Here is a 19,868-nt window from a genome sequence, read left to right as displayed (position 1 = left end):
CTCGCCCCCGACATGGGCGAGCGCTACCTCGACACCGTCTACCAGACCAACTGGGTACAGGAGCTCTACGGCAACGACGTACTCGGGTCCGACGACCACACCGGGCTCTACTCGGCCGCCTGACCTGTTGCAAGCCGCAGGTGGCACGTCACGCTCGGGCTCGGATCGCAGTGAATGAGGCACGCCTTCACCTCGAGAATCACACAAGGGCGCCGGGGGATCGACAACTCCCCCGGCGCCCTCACCATGTCCTGCACCGACCGGCAAGCCACACTGTCATGATCGCCACACCGGGACCCGCAACCACGTCACACACGGCTCCGGGGCCCGAACCGATGATCAACGGGTCCGGCCGCCCGCGCCCCGTGCCGCTGCCGGCGCCGGTTCAGGCAGTCCGAACCCGGCTTCTCCTCGCTTCCATGGGGCTGGCCCGCGGCGAGCCCGCGACTCGCACCGTCAGGGCCCGGCAACCGGCCCGCAACCCGGCAGGCTGTGCACCGCCCTGGACGAGGCGGCCGACTCACCGTCGTCGATTCGGCGCCACGATCGTGGGCTGAACTGCCCGAACCCGGTTGTGGCGGCCACTGCGGGGAACTCCGCTCCATGCCCTCTCGTCCGGTCGTGATCGCCTTCGACGGCTCCCCTGCCGCCCTGCGTGCCCTGCAGGAGGCTGCGGAGCTCCTGGCCCCGCGGCCCGGTCTGGTCGTGGTGGTGTGGGAGGCGGGTGTCGCCTACGACTACGCCACGATCCCGAGCACCGGTCTCGACCTCCCGCCTGCACAGTTCGACCTGCGGTCTGCCGCGAAGCTCGACGAGGCCGTCTACAGCAACGCCCTCGAGCTGGCCCGGAAGGGCGCCGGGATAGCCACCTCTCTAGGGATGCCGGCCGAGGCGATGGCCGTCGCCGACGAACTGACCGTGGGCGAGACGCTCGTCCAGGTGTCACGTGATGTCGACGCCGCCGCGCTTGTCATCGGCAGGCACGGGCACAGCGCGCTACGGGATGCCCTGCTGGGCAGCACGACGAAGCACCTGCTCCACAACACCCCGTGCCCACTGCTCGTCGGGCGGCACGCCGAGAACGACACCTGACCAGCGCCCGCCTCGCTCGCGTCAACCGAAGCTACCGACGAACCGATCCGGCGGGCAACCCAGCCGGTACGGCGCCGGCATCACGTCCTCGGGCCGGCCGGACGACGGCAGCACGATTCCCATCGTCTTCCACTGGTCGACGACCAGGCGGGTGCCGCGGCCGTCCTCGATGAGGGCCGTGTCGCGGTCGATTTCACGCACGAGAACGGATCGGCGGAACCGGTCCATCTCCACATGCGGGTAGTTGTCATTCCCGCGGCCCGCCAGGCTGGAGTACTGCGAGCACAGCGACATCTGCGCACGGAAGAAATCCACGGGGCTGGCAGGGATCTCGATCGGAGCGGGGCGAGGCGGGCCGGGCGGCGGGCCGAGTGCCTCGAGCGTGGCGACGACGCTTCCCTTGTCGTTCGCACCACCGGACGCAGCACCGAGCGCGTCCAACGATGGCTCCCCGGCGCACCCCGCAGTGATCGCGGTGGCCACTATGACGAGGGTCGCACCGCGAATCCGCACCCGGCGGACCCTACGGGCAGACGAGCACATGACCGGAAGAGGGTGACGGGGGCACCGCCGTCCTGATCCGATGTCGTCACGAAGGCGGCCGCGGTGAAGGAGATGCGTTGTGACAGAGCTGTCCGACTCGATCGTGCTCGTCACCGGGGCTGCCCGGGGCATCGGGCGAGCCCTGACGAACGGGTTCCTGCGCGAGGGCGCCGCCGTCATCGCGGTGGACCGTGACCCGGGAGGCGTGGAGCCGTTCGACGAGCCCGACCCCCGCCGGGTCCTGACCGTCGCCGCCGACATCACCGACAGCACCAGCATTGCGGCGGCCCGGGACGCCGCGATCGACCGGTTCGGCCGCGTCGACGTGGTCGTCAGCAATGCCGCGCTGCGTCAGCGGAGCCTGTTCGAGCCCACCGGGCTGTCCACGGTGCTCGACGCGAGCGACGCCGACTGGCGGGCGATGTTGGAGGTCAACGTCCTCGGAACCCTCACCGTCCTCCGCCGGTTCGTTCCGCTGCTGATCGGGGCGGGCGGCGGGAGCGTCATCGCCATCGGCACGATCGGCGCGATGACACGAGCGGTGACGCCCGGCGAGTGGCAGGCCTCCCGTTCGGCAGGGCTGAACCAGCCCTACGAGGCGTCCAAGTCAGCGCTTGCCAGCATGGTCCTCTCCCTCGCCGAGGAGCTGCGCGGCCATGACATCGCAGCGAACGTCCTGATCCCCGGTCCGACGATGACGACGGGTTCGGCCGAAATGGCCGCCGCGCGCGCCGCCACCGGGTTCGTGAACCCGCCCTACCTTCGCCCCGAGCACATCGTCCCGGCAGCGTTGCACCTCGCAGTGCAGCGTGGAACGACCGGGCGAACGGCCTCGGCGATCGACGCCGTCGCCTGGAACGACGAGCACGGGCTCGGCGGCCCGGAACTCTGGCACGCCGACACCGCACCGGATCACGGTTGAGGTCGGCGGGGCAAGCGGCTCAGACGACGGTCGCGTCGATGGTCACCGGAACGTTGTCACGGGTGGCCTTCGAGTAGGGGCAGATCTGGTGGGCGCCCGCGCCGAGCTCATCCGCGGTCTGCTGGTCGACGCCGCTGAGCTCGATGTGCAGCGCCGCGCTGAGCAGGAACTCGTCCAGTTGCGTGTCGTGGTGCAGGGTGACATCCGCGATCACAGCCAGGTTCGTCACGGGCACCTTCTTCTGTGCGGCGACGCGCTTGACCGCCCCGAGGAAGCACGACGCCCAGCCCGCGGCGAGAAGTTGCTCCGGATTGGTGGCCCCGCCGACTCCGCCCATCGCCTTCGGAATGGCGAGAGTGACGTCCAGAAGACCGTCATCGGACAGAGCACGGCCTCCGTTGCGACCCTCTCCGGCAGCGGTGACGACAGCGGTGTAAGTGTTCTCGGTCACGGCGAACTCCCTTTTGTCGGATTGATCCAAGGAGCGGACCTTTCCGACCGTAGGCAGCATTGCCCGGTGCTGCGCCCGTCGAACGACGCTGTCGGTGTAAGGCGCCCCCACGAAGTGACGTACACCGGCAGCGAAACCCGGCAGTTGCGGGCGCAAGCCCAACTGCATCTACGGTGCACCGGTGCCCGCGCAGCCGAAGACGCGGGGCATCAGATGCGAGCTGTGGGGGCGGGGGCGCATTCATGTCCAGTTATGACTACGTCGTGGTGGGCGGGGGCACAGCAGGATGTGTGGTTGCCACGCACCTGTCGTCGAATCCGGATGCGCGCGTGCTCCTCGTGGAAGCCGGCGCTCGTCATCCGTTGCCCGAGATGGCCACGCCGCCCGCGTGGCTCACGCTGCTGGGAGGCCCGGCCGACTGGAAGAGCGTCACCGTCGAGCAACCGGGCACCGGCACGGTCGTCCAGGTCCCGCGTGGGCGTGCGGTGGGTGGTTCGTCGAGCATCAACGGGATGGTCTTCGCACGGGGGCACCGTTCGAGCTATGACGCCTGGACGGCCGCGGGGGCGCCGGGGTGGGGATTCGACGACCTGCTGCCGTTCTTCCGTCGCAGCGAGAGCGCGACGGGTCGTGCGGCGGGCGTTCGGGGGATCGACGGACCGATGGTCGTCGCGCCTGCGGCACAGCCCCACCCGCTCGCCGCTGCCGGGTTGGAGGCCGCCCTGGAAGCCGGACACCTGAAGGCCACCGACATCAGTGGCGGACTGGAACAAGGATTCGGCTGGACCGACCTGAACATCGTCGAAGGTGCCCGGCAGAGCGTGGCGGATGCCTATCTCCGGCCCGTCGTCGACCGGCCCAATCTCGACGTCGTCACCGACGCGCTGGTACATCGGATCCGCGTCGAGAACGGGACGTGCGTGGGAGCCGACTACACCGTCGGCGGCGAGCTGATCTCGGCCGACTGCTCAGGCGAGGTCGTGCTCACCACCGGGACCATCGGGACGGCCCACCTGCTGCTCCTGTCCGGCATCGGGCCGCAGGCGCACCTGCATCAGGTCGGGGTCGACGTCGTCGTGGATCTCCCGGGCGTCGGCGAGAACCTGCACGACCACCCGGTTTCCGGAGTGGTCTACAGCGCCGGCCGGTCGGTCCCGATGGGCGTCAACAACCACATCGAGGTGCTCGGGCTGATGCGCAGCGCCGCCGACGTGGACGCTCCTGACCTGCAGGCCTTCTTCCTGACACCGCAGCCCGGTGTCGAGGACCAGTACATGATCGCGTTCTCCGCGATGGCGCCCCGCAGTCGCGGGACGGTGCGGCTGGCACGTGCACGGCCCGACGCGGCGCCGTTGCTGGATCCGAACTACCTCGGCGACAGCCATGACCTCGAGATGATGGTCACCGGACTCCGGCTCGCCAGGGAGATCGGAAACCAGAGCTCGCTGGGCAGCTGGCGCGACGCCGAGGTGGCGCCGGGCCCGGGCGCCGACGGTTCCACCTCGCGCGAGTACCTGCGGGCCGCTACACAGTCCTACTACCACCCCGTGGGCACCTGCCGTATCGGCAGCGACGAGATGTCCGTCGTCGACACCGACCTGCGCGTGCGGGGAATCAGCGGTCTTCGTGTCGCGGATGCCTCTGTGATGCCCTCGATCCCCTCCGCCAACACCCTCGCCACCGTCGTGGCCATAGCCGAGCGAGCGGCGAGCCTGATCCAGGAATGACCTGCCGCCGACGATCAGTGCGCCGACGATCAGGAACGATCGACGTCGATGACGGCCTGGGCGAACTCCTGCGGCGCCTCCTGAGGCACGTTGTGCCCGATGCCCTTCAGCACCCGGTGGGAGTACTTGCCGGAGAACTGTTTGCGGTACGCGGCTCCGTCCGCGGCGGCGCCGTCGAAGTCACTGGCGATCGTGATCGTCGGCACCGCGATGATCGGAGCTCCGGTGAGTTTCTGCTCGAGTGCGTCGAACTGCGGGTCGCCCTTGGCCAGGCTCAGCCGCCAGCGGTAGTTGTGGATGACGATGCCGACGTGATCCGGATTGCTGAACGATGCCGCCGTGCGCTCGAACGTGGCGTCATCGAAGTTCCACGTGGGCGAAGCGGTCTTCCAGATCAGCTTGTTGAAGTCGTGCCTGTTCCTGCTGTAGCCACTCACGCCGCGATCCGTGGCGAAGTAGTACTGGTACCACCATCCCAGCTCCGCTGCCGGCGGCAACGGCTCCAGGTTCGCCTTGAGACTGGTGATCAGATAGCCGCTCACGGACACGAGTGCCCTGCAGCGCTCGGGCCACAACGCTGCCATCACGCAGGCTGTCCGGGATCCCCAGTCGAAACCGCCGAGGATCGCCTTGTCGATCCCGAGGGCGTCCATGAGCGCGATGATGTCGGTGGCCACGGCCGTCTGCTGCCCATTGCGGAACGTCACCGGCGAGAGGAAGGACGTCGATCCGTAGCCGCGCAGGTAGGGGACGATCACGCGGTAGCCCGCCGACGCCAGCACCGGGGCGACGTCCACGTAGCTGTAGATGTCGTAGGGCCAGCCGTGCAGGAGAATGACCGCGGGACCGTCGGCGGGCCCGGCTTCTGCGTATCCGATGTTCAGAACTCCGGCTTCCACCTGCTTCACCGAACTGAACGACGTATGCGTCGGCGGATTCGGCGGCGTCGGTCGAGCCTCCGCACAACCGGTGACCGACGCAATCGATGCGGACGTCACTGCTGCCGCGACAGCCCGCGAAAAGGCTCTCCTATTCAGCACCCCGAACCCCGATGCGCAACTACCGCTCCCACCCCTGACGTCATCGCCACGGAAACAGTCTGAATTCGGCGTGTGACACACAAGTGACCATAGGTACGGGTCAGCCGAATTCGCTACCGTCGGATGACGCTGTCGGTGTACGTCACCTCGCCACCGTCGACGTGTCGGGCGCTTCGGCGGACGGCCGGAGCGCAGCCCCGAGCTCGACACGAGAACTGACACCGAGCTTGGGGAAGATCCGGTGCAGATGCGTGCTCACCGTCCGGTGAGACAGATAGAGCCGCTGACCGATCTCCCGGTTGGTCAGCCCGTCGGCGGCCAACTGGGCGATGCTCAGCTCGTGCGCGGTGAGCTGGTCGTGGGCGTTCGGACTGCGGTTCGGGCTTGCCTCGCCCGAAGCGCGGAGCTCCGCGCGTGCCCGTTCGCTCCACGGGATCACCCCGACGGCGTCGAACGTCTCGCGGGCCGCCCGCAGGTGCACACGGGACTCGGCCGCGCGCCGCTGACGCCGCAGCCACTCTCCGAAGGCGAGCAGGACGCGGCCGCGCTCGAGCGGCCATCCGGTGAGGTCGGCACCGAGCGCAGCCTTGAACAGATCCTCGGCCTCGTCACCCAGCGCGAGAACGGCCCGCACGTAGCGCAGGCCGATGTGCAGCGCCGGCGACGACGTCGTCGGTGCGAACGTCTCCAGCTCCCGCAGGATCTCGCGCATCGCGTCGGCCTGGCCCGTGCGGATGGCGGCCTCCGCCAGTTCCGCGACTGCGTAGCAGCGCAGGGCGAGCTGATAGGCCGGGTCGGCGGGGTCGTGCATCCGCCGCAGGTCCGCGAAGGCGTCGGCGTAGCGGCCTTCTCCGAACGCGGTCAGGCCGCGCGCCACCTGCACCGTGGCCAGCACCGGACGGGCCCCTGCTGCCAGGCCCACCCGTTCGGCCTCCGCGGCCAGCACCGTGGCCGAATCGTAGGTGCCGCGCAGCGCCGCGATCTCGGCTTCGACGGCCCTGGCCAGCCCGTACATGAACGGCTGATCGGTCTCCAGGGCGAGCCTGCCGGCCTCCTCCGCCGCAGGCAGCGCGACTGCGAGGTCACCCAGGCGCACCGAACTCCACGCCTGGACGGCCAGCGCCCTGGTCAGCAACCCGAGCCTGCCCTGCGCGCGCAGGCCGGACAGCGCGCCGGCGGAGAACCGTGCCGACAGGTCGAACGCTCCGACCTGCAACGCGGCGCTGCCGAGAAAGCGCTGCACCTGAGGATCACCGTCGGTGCGGCCCGCCAGTTCGCGCAGGGCTGTCACGACCGTCCCGCCGCGCTCGATCGGGGCGACGTAGGCCGAGATCGCCACCATGCGGGGGTCGGCGTCGTCGATCGGCAGCCGGTCCGCCACGGCCACGATGTGCTCACGCGCCACCGAGCCCGGCTCCGTCCAGAAACACTGCATCCCGGCGCCCCAGAGAATGCGCGTGGCCAGATCGACATCCCCATCGGTGGCGACCGTCTCGGCGAGGGTGGCGAGGTCCATCGGCCTGGCGAAGCCATCGCGCATCCCGTCATCGAAACCGCTGCGCAGCCAGGTGGCCCGGGCGCGTTGCTGCGCCGAGAGCTCCAACGTGGCGACCTGGGCCAACAGGTGCTCCACGACGTCCTTCCGGCCGGACTCGACCGCGAGGTCGGCTGCCCGCAGGAGCCGTTCGGCGCGGCGGGCCGGTGCGTCGCTCAGCCCCGCCGAGCGCTCCAGCGCGGCGATGGCACCGGCCACCCCACCCCGGCGTTGTGCCCGGTCAGCGGCCTGCTCCAGCTCGAAGGCGACACCCTCGTCCGTGCCTGCGGTGGCGGCCGCCCGGTGCCAGGCGCGCCGGTCCGGTTGCCCGCACAAGGTCTCGGCCAACGCCCGATGAGCCGTCTGGCGCTCGCCGGCGTCGGCGGCCTGCGGGATCGCGGAGCGCATCAGCGGGTGCCGGAAGGTCACTGTGCTCGGACCGAGCTCGATCAGCCGGGCTTCGACAGCGGGAGTCAGCACCGCAACGCCGACGGCGGTTCCGAGGGCCGACGCCGTGGCATCCAGCGTCTCGGCGAGGGAGCCGCTGTCGTTGAGCGCCGCGATCAGCAGGCTCGTGCGGGTGTCGGCGGGTAGCCCCGCCACCCGGGCGGTGAAAGCCCGTTCCAGGCGCGAGGTCAGCGGCAGGACGGCCGGCAGCATCGCATCGGCACCACCCAGGCACTGCACGGTGGCGGGCAGTTCGGTCAGCGCCAGCGGGTTGCCCGCCGCCTCCTTCAGCAGCCGCGACCGGACCGCCGGTGCGAGGCCGGGCGCGGCCGCGTCGAGAAGCGCAGCCGCGGTGTCCTCCGGTAGCCGCTCGACCCGCATCGACGGCAGGCCCACATCATCGAGGCGTGACGCCGCACCGTCACGCATGGTCGCGATCAACACGATGGGCTCGGACTCGAGACGGCGCGCCACGAAGGCGAGTACGTCGGCGCTGGACCGGTCCAGCCACTGGGCGTCCTCGGCGATCAGCACGAGCGGGGAGTCGGCAGCCGCGTCGGCCAGCAGGTTCAGTACGGCCAGCCCGACGAGGTAGACGTCCGGCACGGCCTCGTCCGCGAGCCCCAGCGCGGCGCGGAGTGCATCGCTCTGCGGGCCGGGGAGGGTGGTGATACCGGCCCGGATCGGACGCAGGAGTTGGTGCAACCCGCCGTAGGGCAGATGCTGCTCGCACTCCACCCCGGTGGTGGAGAGCATGCGCATGCCCGAACCGGGGACGCGCCGGCCGGCCTCGCTGAGCAGCGCCGACTTCCCGATGCCGGCCTCCCCCCGGACGATCAGAGCGCCGCCTCGCTTCCCCACCCCGTCGATCAGCTCGGCCAGGCACTTCGTCTCCGCTTCCCGCCCGAAAAGCGGCATTCGCCCCCCACTCCTACCTGTCCGCTCATTTACTGCCGCACGATGCGGTACGCGTTTTCGTCAACCGTACCGCCGCCCCGGAACACGGCGACGACCGACGATGAACGTCGACAGAAACCGGAGTCGATCCGTTCATTCAGGTAGGCGAATTCGGCGAGTCCGCTGCTATGCGGACTCCTCCGCTCCCGCGCATTCGGCGCGGTCGAGGGCATTGCGCAGTTGCGCTCGGTTCGCGATGCCGAGACGTGGATAAATGCGGTACAGGTGGGACCCCACCGTCCGGTGCGACAGATAGAGGCGCTCGGCGATCTGCCGGTTCGTGAGGCCGTCCGCGGCGAGCGTCGCGATCTGACGTTCCTGGGCGGAGAGCTGCCCACCGACCCCCAATGTTCGCCGGGAGGTCGCCTCCCCCGTCGCTCGCAGCTCCGCGCGAGCCTCGTCGGCCCACGGTCTGAGCCCGAGCTCGTCGAAGACGTTGCGCGCCCGCCGCAACGGCTCCTTGGCGTCCAACGGTCGCCGACGGCGCCGCAGGCGCTTGCCGTGATGCAGGTGCAGGCGGGCGCGGTACAGGGACCAGGAGCCGACTTCCCCGCGCAGAGCCTCCTGGTACCGGTCGTCCTCCTCCGCTTCCGGGGCGAGGACGGCCGCCGTGTAGCTCGTCGCGAGGAGCAGCATCGGCGTGGGCAGCCGGCGGGCCAGCGCCGGCAGGTCCGCGAGTAGCTCCTGGGCGTGTGCTGTGTTGCCGGAGGCGACGGCGGCATCGGCGAGATCCGGTGCGAGCCACCAGCGGATGACCGGGTGGTAGCAGTCCTGGTCGACGTCAAAGGTGGCTGCCAGGTGTTCGAATGCCTCGGTGGGACGCCCGTCGAGCAGTGCGAGCAGGCCGCGCGCGTGCCGGGCTCCGGCGAGGATGTAGCGCATCCCCGGCACCAGCCGGCTGGATGCGATGTGGTCGAGCTGTCGCTGCGCGGTGTGCTGGTCGCCTCGCAGCGCACTGACCAGCGCGATGTTGGTACGGGTGGCAGCTGCGGTGAAGTGCTCGCCGTTCTCACGGGCGATGGCGTGGGACTCCTGGGCCTCGGCGTGGGCCCGGTCCAGGTCGCCGAGCCAGATCCGCACGTATGCGTTCGCACCGAGCATTCTGGCGAGCATTCCGGCCCGCTCCTGGATCCGGCACACGTCGGCCGCCCGCGTGAGCTGGTCGACGCATCGGGGGAAGTCGCCGAGTACCAGGTGTGCGCTGCCCAGGAACCGCAGGCCGTCGGCGTCGAAGTCCCGGCCGTTCAACCTCTCGAGACGATCGAGGACATCCGGTCCACAGCGCTCGGGCGAGGCGTAGGCGAGAACGGCGAGCGCCAGGGGGTCCTGCTCGACGGAGTCGAGCGCCTCGGCCTGCGCGACGATCTCGGACCGCGCCGACGGCGACGCGCCCTGGAAGAAGCATCGCGTGGCAGCGCGCCACAACAGGCTGCCGGTCAGTTCGCGCTCACCCGCCCCGCTCGCCGTGCCCGCGGCCCGTGTCAGCTGTGTGATCCACCGGTCACCGTCGTGCGGATCGAACGCCACGACCTCGGCGACGTTCAGCAGGCGCGCGCGCCCGACCGCGCTCAGCTCACCCGGGTCTGCCTCGTCGAGCAGCGCCCGGGCCTCCCCGTGGGCACCGACCTCGGTGGCCAGTTCGGCGGCCCGCACGAGCAAGGCGCTTCGGCGTTCCGTGTCCGAGGCGAGTGCGGCCGCACGCTGCAGGGCGGTCAGTGCGACCGTCGCCGCCTGTCGCCCACTCGCCGCGCAGGCCAACTGCTCCAGCTCCTCCGCCAGCTGGTCGTCCGGGCCGAGCGCAGCGGCGGCGCGGTGCCAGATCGCCTGTGCAGGGCGCCGCCGCATCGCCGTGGCAAGTGCCCGGTGGGCAGCGAGCCGGGTGTGGAGTCCTGCGGTCGAGTAGATCGCCGACCGCGTCAGCGGATGCGAGAAGCGAAGACCGGCATCGGCGTACTCGACGATGCCGGCGTCGACCGCATGGTGGATGGCGTCGGTGGTCACCGGCTCCGGTGCGATCATCGACGCCGCGTCCATGACGACCCGAAGGCCGCACGCGGTGTCGGCCGCGAAAGTGAGCAGGAACGCGCGTGCGTCCTCGGGAAGGTCCCGGAGGCGCCCGGCGAAGGTCCGTTCGAGGCGTTCCGTGAGCGGGACAACGCTCCAGTTGCCAGGCAGCAGCGTTCGTGCGCTCGGGTACGTCCCGGGAAGTTCGACGAGCGCCAACGGGTGTCCTGCGGCGTGCGTGAGGATGTGAGTCCGCGCGCCGGCGTCGAGGTCGGGCGCCCGTGCGGTCAGGAGCCGCTCCGCGTCGTCCGGCGAGAGCCGGGACAGCGCGCGCTCGGGTAGGCCGCTGCGCCCGAGCGGTTCCCCGTGGCCGGACCGGGCCGCGACCGCCGCGACGATCCGGTGGCCGCCGAGCCTGCGCGCGACGAAGCCGAGGACCGCGGCACTCAACTCGTCCAACCACTGAGCATCGTCGACGAGAAGCAGAACGGGTCGTGCGGCGGCCGCCTCCGCGAGCAGTTCGAGCGTGGCGAGCGCAACCGTGAACTTGTCCTCCTGCATCTCCTCCACCCGGAAGGCACCGAGCAGCGCGCGACGCCGGGCCGGGCTCAGGCGCTCCAGCAGCCCCGCGAGGGGATACAGCAGCTGGTGCAGCGCGCCATAGGGGAACCGATCCTCCGCCTCCACGCCACTCGAGACCAGCGTCGACATGCCGCGGAGCTCCGCCTCGACCCGCAACGCCCGCAGGAGCTCGGACTTGCCGATTCCCGGCTCACCGCGGATGACCAGCGCCGAGCCCTCACAGGCCACCGCAGAGTCGAGCATGCAGCGCAACGCGGTGAGCTCTGCGGCACGTCCGACGAACGCGGTGCGGTGCTCGCGCACCGTCGACCAACTGGTGGAACGCCCGTCCTCCGGCGCCGCCGTCGCCCAGAGCGTCCTGCCCTCGTCGAGCGCCTCGGGAGCGGTTCGGGGCCACCTGGCGTATGCCACCTGCCCGGCGGGTGCCGGCGCCGCAGCGCCACCGGCATCGACGGCGGCGAGAATCGCACGATGCCGGCCCGGCTCGCTGGACTTCGACGACATGGTGAGCTCCCGACTGTGGACGGCGACGATGCGTCCGGCGCCGGGGGCCGAGGTCCGTCCCGCGGACTTCGGCCCCTGGAGCACTGTCGCGCGTCTCGCCTCACCTCGACCCCGGGCGACTCCCGGGCAGGAACCCTGGCCGCACCCGGGCTGCGGGAACTCGCGCGCCGCCGGAACGCTGTCGAGTTCGGGGATGGCGTCCGGATCGCACGGCGAGCGGCCGGTCGGTTGGTTCCTCGCGCGCGCGTTCGGGGCCCGCGAGCTCGCCATCGCGCTGGCCACCCTGCTCGGACCCACGTACCGCCCGCGGGCCGGCCTCAGGCTCGGGATGATCGCCGACACGGCCGACGTCGCCTCGATCCTGGCTCGGACGACGGCGGCGCGGCATCGCGGCCGGGGCCGCGCTCGTGATCGGTGGCGCCGCCGCACCCTTCGCCACAGCCGGCGCAGGCGTCCTCGCCGACGGTGACATCATCGAGCACCGCGGGCGGCGGGCGGAAGATCGACTCCAGCGACCTCGACAGGAGACCGCGCGGTCATGACCTTCTCCGAGCAAGCACCCAGCCGGGAGTTGCAGACGCCGACCGGCGAGGTGACCGACATCGTGCGCTCGGGCAGGGACAACGGCGGCGCCGACCTGCGTCAGGTGCGTACCCACGACCATGCGGTCTTGGTTCGCGCGATCCAGACCTGGTGGGGCGACTCGCGCACCCCGCAGGAGGCAGTGCAGCTTTCCTTGCTGCTGCCCCGGCTGTTCGTGGAGTTCTTCCGCGAAACCAGCTTCGTCATGGAGCGTGGAGATGTGCTCGCAGGCTTTCTCATCGGACTGCACCCGACCAGTGACCCGGAGGAGGCCTACGTCCACTTCGTCGGCGTGAACCCGAACCTACGGCGCGCCGGTGTCGCCCACCGCCTCTACACCACGTTCTTCGAACGAGCGCTCGCCGCGGGACGCCACCACATCCGGGCCGTCACCTCACCGGCCAACTCCGGCTCGATCTCGTTCCACCGCGCGATGGGGTTCGAACTCGAACCGAGCGACTACGAGATCGACGGTGTGCCGGTGCACCGCGACTATGACGGTCCGGGTCAGGATCGGGTTTGCATGCGGCTCACGCTGAGGGTGCCGGACTCCGGCCCGTCAGGACTCACGCGTGGTGCTCCCCCTGGATGACGCTCGTCAGGAACTCCAGTTCGACATCCGGCTGCGCGGGGATGAAATGACCGACGCCCGGAAGCAGCCGCACCGTCGCGTGCGGGACCGTGTCTTCGAGCCGCCGCTTGGTCTCCGCGGAATCCACCATGACGTCCCGCTCCCCGACGAGTACGTGCACGGGCATGGTCAGCCGTCGCAACGTCTCGTCGTCGAACACGGGAAGCTCGCCCATGCGGTAGCGGTAGTTCTCCGCGACGAGCATCACCTCCTCGACGACCATCGTGGCGACCGCGGGTTCCATGGTCGACAACCCTGAGCCGAGCACCTCTGTCACCGACTTACGCCGGCCCCACCGCCCGAGAGAATTCAGCAGGAGGGCCTTCAGCAGGAACCCCTTCTTCTGCCTGCCGATACCCGTCGGGCACGACAACGCCAGGCGTTCCACCCTGCCGGGCCGCCGCGTGGCGTAGTCCAGCGCGAGCCAGCCGCCGAGGGAGATCCCCATGATCCGGACCTGCTCCAGCCCGAGGAATTCCAGTACCCCATCCAGCCACACCGCGTACCTGTCGGACGCCATGGGCGGGCGGGACGGCGCGCTGAGGCCGCGCTCGCCGATCACGTCGACGGCGTACACCCGGAAATGCGTGGCGAGTTCCGCAATGCTGTCGATCCATTGCGCCGAGTTGCCTCCGGAGCCGTGGAGCAGCACCAGCGCAGGTGCGGTGGCCGGGCCGGATGCGATGACGAAGGTCTCGCCCTCGCGCGTGGGCACGTGGAACCGTTCGTTCTCGACCGGCCAGCGCTCCAGCGCCTGCAGATAGCGCTCGCGTAGCAGGCGGGCCCCGGCTTCCGACCGGTAGATCTCGCTCATGTTTCCGGCTCCTCGATCACGGCGCTGATCAGCCCGAAGATGTCCGCGCTCGTGGACAAGCTGCCGAGCACGACGATCTTCAGGTGGGCGCGCTCTTCGTCGTAGACGATGTTCAGGCGCAACTGCCCGTCGCCGTCGCGGCGATGGGCTGTGGCAGTGGTCAGTACGGTGCTCAGGCGGCTGACCGTCTCGGGGCTGATCGCATCGATCTCCACGATGCTCGACACCCCGACATGGCGACGGCGGACGACCGTGTCGCGGACGGCGGGCTCGGCAGGCCGCCCGGTGAACGCCTCGAGGTCCGCGCGCGCGATGCGGTACTGCTTGCCGATCCGCACGGCCGTGAGCCGCCCCTCGCGGATGTAGTTGCGCACCGTACGCACGTGCAGACCCAGCCGGTCGGCGACTTCGTCTGCCGTGAACAACTCTTGCGTCACGTAAACTACCGTATCAGACCTCAAACTTCGCCATCTCACGGGGCGGATAGGGAAGTTTTCGGTATGATCGACGGCGCGGTGCACGACCTCGATCGGTTCACCACGATCACGCAGGCCACCCTGCTGCTGATCAGCTCAGCGACCGGCGAGGTGCAGTCCCGCCTCATGAAGAGCCTGTCCCGGCCCCGGCCGAAGCCGGAGCCGGGACAGAAGGTTGTCCGTGTGTCAGATCAGAAGCTGGCCTTGGGCACGCCCTGGCCGGGGTCGACCTGGTGCGGCCCGCCCTTGCCCGGGCTGACGTCGAAGTCGAAGATCGCGGTCGGGATGTAGACCGTCGAGCACGAGTTCGGGATGTCGACGACTCCGGAGAGCCGGCCCTCGATCGGTGACGCGCCCAGAATCATGTAAGCCTGCTCCGGCGTGTAGCCGAACTTGACCAGATAGTCGATCGCATGCAGACAGGCCCGCTGGTAGGACAGTTGCGCGTCCAGGTAGTGCTGCTTGCCCTCCAGCGTCACCGAGGTACCCGAGAAGGCCAGCCATTCGCTGAACTGCGGATCCGTGGTGCCGGGCATGAAGATGGCGTTCTCGGAGACACCGTAGGTCTGCATCCCGCCCTTGATCAGGTCGACCCCGAGATCCATGAAGCCGCCCATTTCGATGGCTCCACAGAAAGTGATCTCACCGTCACCCTGGGAGAAATGCAGATCGCCCATCGACAACTTTGCGCCGTTGACGAAGACCGGATAGAAGACCCGGGTTCCCTTGGTGAAGTTCTTGATGTCCTGGTTGCCACCGTTCTCCCGCGGCGGCGCAGTGCGGGCGGCCTCGCGGGCGACCCGGTTGAACTCGTCACCCTCCAGCGTCCCGAGGATGGCCGAGTCGGGCAGGGGTGGCAGCGCGAGCGGTGGCACCCGTGTCGGGTTGGTGTCGATGAGCTCCTGCTCACGTGCGTTCCACTTGGCGAGCAGGTTCGCCGAGGGCGCGGTACCCATCAGCCCGGGGTGGACGATGCCGACGAACGAGACACCAGGGATGTGCCGGGAGGTCGCCACGCCACCGCGGAAGTCCCAGATCACCTTGTAGGCGTCGGGGAACTGCTCGGTCAGGAACCCGCCGCCGTTCTGCGTGGCGAAGATTCCGGTGTAGCCCCAGCCCTGCCCGGCGAGCGGCCCGGAGTCCTCCTGCGGCACGGGGCCGACGTCGAGGATGTCCACTACCAGCAGGTCCCCGGGCTCGGCACCCTCCACCTCGATCGGCCCGGACAGCACGTGCACGCCCGGCAACGGCGCGTTCAACACGTCGTCGGCGGAGTCGTCGTTGTGGATCGCGCCGTCGAACCACTCCCGGCAATCCACCCTGAACGTGTCCCCGGGCTTGACCCGTACATGCGCGGGGATGTCGGGGTGCCATCGGTTGTGGCCGACGATCTGTTGATCGGTGAAGCTCTTGCTGTTGTCCAGCGGGAACACGACCTTGGGCATTGGATCTCTCCGTAGTCTCCGATTCGCTGAAGAGAAATGAACGTGTCCGTCGACCCCGTGGACGCCGAGATGGCAGGGACCGCGGAGTGGATCACGTCGGCCATCGCAACGCTCCGATGGTCACACGGCCGTTGCCCGTGACCGGCTCCGCACGGCTGGCCGCACACGGGCAGCGGCGGCCTTTCGTCCACACAGGTTTCTCCGCCCGACGCCCATGGGCCTCACCCGATCCAGGTGAAATCAGCCGATCATCGACAGCGGCCCGCCCAGCGGCGCCCGATTGCCCACTCACGAGCGCCCCGATCCCGACCGGATCGTCCGATACGCCGTGTCCCGGACGGCACGGCACTCGCCATAGCGGTGCGTCGTTGATACCTACCCCGCGTGTTGCCCACATCGTGGATGTGTGTTCATATGGCGAACCTGACGACCGACTCCCCGCACTCGCTCGACGGCGAGCGACACCCGGATGGGATACCACCCTTGTCCGACACCGCGATCATCATCAACACGGCCGTCGCCGTACTCGCAGCTGTCCTGCTCATCGTCCGGTTCCGGCTCAACCCGGTGATCTCGTTGATCATCGGTGCGGCCTACCTAGGGCTGAGCACGGGAATGGGGGCCGAAGGCACCGTCAAGGCGATCACCACCGGGTTCGGCGAGATCATGGCCGAGGTCGGGCTCCTGATCGCCTTCGGCGTGCTGACAGGCTCCATGCTTCAGGAGGCCGGAGCGATCCAGCGGCTGGTCGGCACGCTGCTGAAGACGTTCGGCCCCCAACGCATGCCGTACGCGCTGTCCCTCACCCTCGCCACGGCCCTGCAGTCGATCTTCCTCGACGTCCTGCTCGTGATCTCGGCACCGCTGGCGCGCAACCTCGCGCCGCGGATCGGCAGCATGGGCACTGCACGGATGGCGACGGCACTCGCGATCGGCCTCGAGTGCGGGATCGTGCTGATGGTCCCCGGTGTCGGGACCGTCGCGCTGGCCGGTCTGCTCGGCGTGCCGCTGGGCAGGATGCTGATCTTCGGGCTGATCCTGATCATCCCCACCGTCGCCCTGTCGGTGGCCATCATGTCCTTCGTGTTCCGGCACGGCTGGTGGGACGCGGCGAAGGACGAGCAGCCTGGCATGTTCGGCGACGAGGCCACCGGTGCTCAGGCCGGGGAGCAGGGCCAGGAGCGGACCCACGAGCAGGCGCAGTCGACAGAAGCCGTGCAGCCGACCGTCGGCGCCACGCAGACCGCGCTGGAACTGCCCGAGGTGCAGCAACGACGTCACATCTCGCTGATCGTGCTGTTCCTGCCACTGATCGGGGCGCTCCTGCTGATCGGTGCCGGCGCCGTGCTCGACGTCGCAGGCATCGAGAACCCGGTCGTCACGTTCGTCGCCGACCCGGTCATCGCACTCCTCGCCGGGCTGATCGGCACGAGCCTCGTCACCCGCTACACGGTGGGCCGCCACCGGGTGGAGCGGTCGATCGCCACGGGGTTCCGCGAGAGCGGACAGATCCTGATCCTCACCGGGGTGGGGGGCTCCCTGGCCGCCACCATCTCGGCTGCCGGGCTGGGCGACATCCTCGGGAAGTACTTCACGGCGAGCACGGCAGCTCCGCTGCTCGTGGTGTGGGTGATCGCGGCCGCCCTCCACATCGCCGTCGGGTCGGTGAGCATCTCGGCCATCACGGCGGCCGGCATCCTCGCGCCGGTGGCGCCCGCCATCGGGCTCGACCCGGTGCTGATCGCACTCGCCGCCGGCGCGGGCTCGCTGTTCGCCGTGCATGTCACGAGCAACACGTTCTGGCTACTGCAGTCCCTCATGGGGCAGTCGACGCGAGGAACATTGAAGACGTGCTCAGTCGGGGTGTCCGTCGCCTCCGTCGTCGCCATCCTGCTGATCCAACCGCTGGCACTCATCGTCTAGGAGTATTCGTGACCGACGGCCCGATCCGGCCCCTGGACGGGGTCCGCGTGCTCGAGCTGGGCAACTACATCGCGGCTCCGACCGCCGGCAGGCTGCTGGCCGACTTCGGTGCCGAGGTGATCAAGATCGAGCGGCCGGGCACAGGCGACGAAGTGCGCAATTGGCGCTTGTACGCGGGGTCGACGTCGATGCTGTACCGGACGCTCAACCGCAACAAGAAGTCGGTCGTGCTCGATCTGAGGACGACGACCGGCCGGGACACCGTTCTCGGCCTGGTGCGCCACTGCGACGTCCTGCTGGAGAACTTCCGTCCGGGCACGCTGGAGAAATGGGGGCTCGGGCCCGACGAGCTGGACGCCGCGAACCCCGATCTGGTCATCTCGCGCATCTCGGCATTCGGCCAGACCGGCCCGCTCGCCGAGCGCCCCGGCTTCGCAGCCGTCGCCGAGGCCATGGGCGGATTGCGTGAGCTCGTGGGGGAACCGGACCGCCCGCCGGTGCGGGTCGGGGTCTCGATCGGCGACTCGATCGCCGGTCTCTACGCGGCGTTCGGTGCGGTGATGGCGCTGTACCGGCGCGAGGCAGGCCGCTCAGGGCACGCGCTCGGCCGGGCGCCCCTGACCGAACGCGTGATCGACGTTGCGCTCAACGAGGCGGTGCTGTCGATGATGGAGTCGCTGGTGCCCGACCACCTGGCCTACGGCGTGAACCGGAACCGGGTCGGTGGCCGGATGGAGGGCATCGCCCCGTCCAACGCCTATCTGTGCGGCGACGGCTCCAGCGCCATCATCGCCGGCAACGGCGACGCCATCTTCCAGCGCCTGATGGCGACGATCGGGCGACCGGACCTGGCCGACGACCCGTCCTTGAGCAGCAACGCCGGACGCTGGGCCCGCCGTGACGAGCTGGATGCCGCGATCGGCGAGTGGACGGCCACGCGGCCGCGAGCCGAGGTGCTCGAGCAGCTCGACAGGGCCGGGGTGCCTGCCGGACCCAGCTACACCGCGGCCGACATCTGCGACGACGAGCAGTACCGCGCCCGCAACATGATCCAGTACCTCCCGGTGGACACCGGTGGGGACGAACCCCGCGAGGTCGGCTTCCCGGGGATCGTCCCCGTGATCGGCGACGTCTCGCTGCCGGTCCGGACGCCCGGACCGGAGCTCGGCGAGCACACATCCGAGGTGCTCGCCGGTGTACTCGGAATGACCGACGAGGAGATCGCGGCGATCACCGCGGGAGAGGAGCAGTCATGACCGGCACGAGCACGGAGGAGGTCATCCTGCGGGACGTCACCCTGCGCGACGGGCTGCAGCTCACCGGCAAGCTGCTGTCCACCGAGCGCAAGGTGGAGATCGTCCGGGAGCTACTGCGGCTCGGGGTCCCCAGCCTCGAGATCGGCTCGATGGCCCGCCCGGATCTGGTCCCGCCGATGGCCAACACCCTCGAGGTGGTCGAGGCCCTGAGCCCCGACGAGCTCGCCAAATGCTGGATCTGGGTCGCCACGCCACGGCACGTGGAACGGGCCGTTGCCGCGGGCGCGCTCAACGTCCAGTACTGCTTCTCGGCCTCCGACGCGCACAACCAGGCCAACATCGGCCGCAGCACCGAGGCAAGCCTGGAAGCCATGCCCGCAGCCGTCGAGACGGCTCGCGCGGCAGGCGGCCGGATCCAGCTCTGCATCGCGACGTCCTTCACCTGCCCGTTCGACGGGCCGGTGCCGGAGGAGCGGGTGCTCGCCATCGCGCGGGACGCCCGAGCGGAGGGCGCCGAGGACATCGTGCTCTGCGACACGCTCGGGCAGGCGATTCCCGCCCAGGTCACGAGCCTCGTCTCGCGGGTGCGGGAAGAGACGCCTGCCCGCCGGATCGTCTACCACGGGCACGACACCTGGGGACTGGGCGTGGCCAACACGCTGGCCGCGATCACCGCGGGCGCCTCGGTGGTCGACGGGTCGCTCGGCGGGCTCGGTGGCTGCCCGTTCGCACCAGGTGCGAGCGGGAACACCTCGTCGGAGGACATCGTCTTCGCGACCCGGCCGTCCTGGCTCACGCCGACCGGCCTCGCGCACATGGTCGAGCTCTCCGAGGACCTGCTCGCCGATCTCGGTGAGCCGAACCGGTCGAAGACCGCGCAGGGCGTGCGGTCGACGGCGTCGGCGTTCGAGTGGGTGGCCGGGCCGCGCCACTGAGCA

General features: G+C 69.8%; 16 protein-coding genes. 8 read left to right on the top strand and 8 right to left on the bottom strand.

The genetic code is table 11. The annotated features are described in order from the left end of the window. The first annotated feature begins 603 nt into the window (after positions 1-603). Positions 604-1,092, top strand: a complete 489-nt coding sequence (locus tag MMF94_RS37390; RefSeq protein ID WP_241042203.1) for a universal stress protein — start codon at positions 604-606, stop codon at positions 1,090-1,092. A gap of 21 nt (positions 1,093-1,113) precedes the next feature. Here the strand turns inward: MMF94_RS37390 and MMF94_RS37385 are convergent, their stop codons facing one another. Further along, the gene (locus tag MMF94_RS37385) at positions 1,114-1,605 is read right to left on the bottom strand and encodes a hypothetical protein (protein WP_241042202.1); all 492 of its coding nucleotides are present in this window, start codon (positions 1,603-1,605) and stop codon (positions 1,114-1,116) included. A gap of 109 nt (positions 1,606-1,714) precedes the next feature. Between MMF94_RS37385 and MMF94_RS37380 the strand changes: the two genes are divergently transcribed. Beyond that, a complete protein-coding gene (locus tag MMF94_RS37380) occupies positions 1,715-2,557 on the top strand; it encodes an SDR family NAD(P)-dependent oxidoreductase (protein WP_241042201.1) in 843 nt (280 codons plus the stop codon). Between the two features lie 19 nt (positions 2,558-2,576). On the opposite strand, the gene MMF94_RS37375 is transcribed toward MMF94_RS37380, so the two are convergent. Further along, positions 2,577-3,008, bottom strand: a complete 432-nt coding sequence (locus MMF94_RS37375) for an Ohr family peroxiredoxin (RefSeq protein WP_241042200.1) — start codon at positions 3,006-3,008, stop codon at positions 2,577-2,579. 242 nt (positions 3,009-3,250) lie between these two features. Between MMF94_RS37375 and MMF94_RS37370 the strand changes: the two genes are divergently transcribed. Continuing rightward, complete coding sequence (locus tag MMF94_RS37370; protein ID WP_241042199.1) at positions 3,251-4,735, top strand: GMC family oxidoreductase; 1,485 nt, start codon at positions 3,251-3,253, stop codon at positions 4,733-4,735. A 29-nt stretch (positions 4,736-4,764) separates the two neighbouring features. On the opposite strand, the gene MMF94_RS37365 is transcribed toward MMF94_RS37370, so the two are convergent. The 3 genes from MMF94_RS37365 to MMF94_RS37355 all read right to left on the bottom strand — a co-directional run bounded on the left by MMF94_RS37365 (position 4,765) and on the right by MMF94_RS37355 (position 11,803). After that, positions 4,765-5,718 carry an alpha/beta fold hydrolase gene (locus MMF94_RS37365; RefSeq protein WP_379660319.1) on the bottom strand — a complete coding sequence of 318 codons (954 nt, stop codon included), beginning with the start codon at positions 5,716-5,718 and terminating at the stop codon, positions 4,765-4,767. A gap of 199 nt (positions 5,719-5,917) precedes the next feature. Then, a complete protein-coding gene (locus tag MMF94_RS37360; protein WP_241042198.1) occupies positions 5,918-8,674 on the bottom strand; it encodes an ATP-binding protein in 2,757 nt (918 codons plus the stop codon). A gap of 165 nt (positions 8,675-8,839) precedes the next feature. Further along, positions 8,840-11,803, bottom strand: a complete 2,964-nt coding sequence (locus tag MMF94_RS37355; protein ID WP_241042197.1) for an ATP-binding protein — start codon at positions 11,801-11,803, stop codon at positions 8,840-8,842. Between the two features lie 193 nt (positions 11,804-11,996). Between MMF94_RS37355 and MMF94_RS37350 the strand changes: the two genes are divergently transcribed. Together MMF94_RS37350 and MMF94_RS37345 are read left to right on the top strand one after the other, a co-directional pair. Beyond that, on the top strand, positions 11,997-12,272 hold the full coding sequence (locus tag MMF94_RS37350; RefSeq protein ID WP_241042196.1) for a hypothetical protein: 276 nt from the start codon (positions 11,997-11,999) through the stop codon (positions 12,270-12,272). Positions 12,273-12,341: 69 nt separating this feature from the next. Continuing rightward, a complete protein-coding gene (locus MMF94_RS37345) occupies positions 12,342-12,977 on the top strand; it encodes a GNAT family N-acetyltransferase (RefSeq protein WP_241042195.1) in 636 nt (211 codons plus the stop codon). On the opposite strand, the gene MMF94_RS37340 is transcribed toward MMF94_RS37345, so the two are convergent. The 3 genes from MMF94_RS37340 to fmdA all read right to left on the bottom strand — a co-directional run bounded on the left by MMF94_RS37340 (position 12,952) and on the right by fmdA (position 15,751). Continuing rightward, positions 12,952-13,830: an alpha/beta fold hydrolase gene (locus tag MMF94_RS37340; protein WP_241042194.1), complete on the bottom strand. Its 879-nt coding sequence runs from the start codon at positions 13,828-13,830 to the stop codon at positions 12,952-12,954. The two genes, MMF94_RS37345 and MMF94_RS37340, sit on opposite strands and share 26 nt — an antisense overlap. Then, a complete protein-coding gene (locus MMF94_RS37335; RefSeq protein WP_241042193.1) occupies positions 13,827-14,267 on the bottom strand; it encodes a helix-turn-helix domain-containing protein in 441 nt (146 codons plus the stop codon). Before MMF94_RS37335 ends, MMF94_RS37340 begins: the two co-directional genes overlap by 4 nt. Before the next feature lie 230 nt (positions 14,268-14,497). Next, entirely contained in the window at positions 14,498-15,751 is a 1,254-nt protein-coding gene (gene fmdA, locus MMF94_RS37330) for a formamidase (RefSeq protein WP_241042192.1), read from the bottom strand. 414 nt (positions 15,752-16,165) lie between these two features. Here fmdA and MMF94_RS37325 point away from each other — a divergent pair, with 414 nt between their 5' ends. The 3 genes from MMF94_RS37325 to MMF94_RS37315 are packed head-to-tail and all read left to right on the top strand — an operon-like array spanning position 16,166 to position 19,865. Continuing rightward, positions 16,166-17,674, top strand: a complete 1,509-nt coding sequence (locus MMF94_RS37325) for a GntP family permease (protein ID WP_241042191.1) — start codon at positions 16,166-16,168, stop codon at positions 17,672-17,674. A gap of 8 nt (positions 17,675-17,682) precedes the next feature. Next, entirely contained in the window at positions 17,683-18,930 is a 1,248-nt protein-coding gene (locus MMF94_RS37320; RefSeq protein WP_241042190.1) for a CaiB/BaiF CoA transferase family protein, read from the top strand. Next, complete coding sequence (locus tag MMF94_RS37315) at positions 18,927-19,865, top strand: hydroxymethylglutaryl-CoA lyase (protein ID WP_241042189.1); 939 nt, start codon at positions 18,927-18,929, stop codon at positions 19,863-19,865. Before MMF94_RS37320 ends, MMF94_RS37315 begins: the two co-directional genes overlap by 4 nt. The last annotated feature ends 3 nt before the right edge of the window (positions 19,866-19,868 follow it).

This window comes from Pseudonocardia alaniniphila (assembly GCF_022524485.1).
GTDB classification, from domain to species: domain Bacteria; phylum Actinomycetota; class Actinomycetes; order Mycobacteriales; family Pseudonocardiaceae; genus Pseudonocardia; species Pseudonocardia alaniniphila.
The sequence above is the reverse complement of the archived record's forward strand: the minus strand, read 5'-3'. Positions and strand labels throughout refer to the sequence as shown.